The following is a 1636-nucleotide window of genomic DNA, read 5'->3' on the forward strand; positions in this document are numbered from 1 at the left end:
ATGGTGTCGCGCAGGGCCGCCAGCGCCGCCGGCGCATCGGGGCCTTGCGCCGACAGGCGCAACTGCGCGCCCCCGGCCGGCGCCCCAGGCTCAGCAGCGCGGCCAGGTTCTTGGCATCGGCCACCGTGTCGCCGCAGCGCACGTGCACCCGCGCGGTGAAGCGCTTGACCGCCTGCGCCCACTGCCCGGCCGGGCGCGCATGCAGGCCGTTGGGGTAGTTGAGCGACAGCTCGTGGCCCAGCGGAAAGTCCTCCAGCCCGGCGGCCTCGGCCGCCCCTGCGGACTCCTCGCCCGTGAGCGCCCGCACGATCTCGCCGGCATCGCGCGTGGTCGCCAGGCGGTCCATCAGGGCGTCGTCGCGCATCAGGCGGGTCAGGCGGCGCAGCACCGCGATGTGCTCGTCCGACGCGGCGGCAATGGCCACCACCAGGCGTGCCTGCTTGGCATCGTCGCCCCAGCGCACACCGCCCGGCACCTGCAGCACGGCCAGGCCGGTGCGCCGCACGAGGTGCTTGTCCTCGACCATGCCGTGCGGAATGGCCAGGCCCTGGCCCAGGAAGGTGTTGGCGACTTTCTCGCGCTGCAGCAGGCTGTCGGTGTAGGCGGGCTGGGCATGGCCGGCCTGGGCCAGCAGGGCGCCTGCGGCGCGCACGGCGTCTTCTCGGTTGTGGGGCGCGGCGCCCAGGCGGACCTCGACCGGGATCGTGGACATGGTGCGATGTCTCCTTGTTTTGGTATCGATTCCAGGGCGGGATTATGAAACCGCTTTTCAGAGTGAACAAGGCCATGAAGCACCCTTCCCTTATGGAAATTCGGGTAATCCCCTATGAACGAATGCCACGGCACCCCCCGCGAGGCAGCGCAAAATCAGCGCACCGATCGGTCGCCGCTGGCGGCAAGATCGGCCGTCGCAAAGCAATTTCAGGAATCGATACCAGAACGCCGGGTTCTTTTGTAGGAGAAAGCCGCTTGGCCAGCATCAAGGACGTCGCGGAGCGCGCGGGCGTCTCCACCACCACCGTATCGCGCGTGCTGTCGAACCCCGCCGCCGTGCGCACGCCGCTGCGCGAGCGCGTCGAGCAGGCCATCGCCGCGCTCGCCTACCGCCCCAACCTGGCGGCCCGGCGCCTGCGCCAGCAGCGGGCCTCGCTGGTGGGGCTGATCGTCTCGGACATCCGCAGCCCGTTCTTCACCGACGTGGGCCGCGCGGTGGAGGACGTGGCCTACCGCCACGGCCTGCGGCTCATCCTGTGCAACACCGACGAAGACCCGGCCAAGGAGCAGTCCTACCTTGAACTGATGGCCGACGAGCAGGCCAGCGGCGTGATCCTCTCGCCCACCATGGAAGGCCTCAAGCGCCTGCGGCCCGCCGACTGGCCGTTTCCGATGGTGCTGGTGGACCGCGCCCTCGACACCACCCGCGCGGACCGCGTGGTGCTGGACAACCGCGCGGCCGCCCGGCGGGCCACCGAACACCTGCTGGACGCCGGCTACCGCCGCATCGCCGTGCTGGCCGGCACGCACAGCACCACGGGCCAGGAGCGCCAGGCCGGCTACGCGGATGCACTGCGCGAACGCGGGTACTGGCGCCCGATCCACACTGGGTCGCCCCCAGCGCGCGAGGCCGGCATCGGCC

2 protein-coding genes are annotated in these 1636 nt (G+C 71.2%); one reads left to right on the forward strand and one right to left on the reverse strand.

Going from position 1 to position 1636, the window contains the following annotated elements:
* On the reverse strand, positions 1-712 hold a 712-nt coding region (locus AC27KI_RS24325), incomplete at its 3' end, for a PTS sugar transporter subunit IIA (RefSeq protein ID WP_487116313.1).
* A gap of 257 nt (positions 713-969) precedes the next feature.
* On the opposite strand from AC27KI_RS24325, the gene AC27KI_RS24330 reads away from it, so the two are divergent.
* Positions 970-1636, forward strand: a 667-nt coding sequence (locus tag AC27KI_RS24330; RefSeq protein WP_487116315.1) for a LacI family DNA-binding transcriptional regulator, incomplete at its 3' end; no start/stop codon positions are given.

Source organism: Acidovorax sp. KPB24-03 (assembly GCF_057546605.1).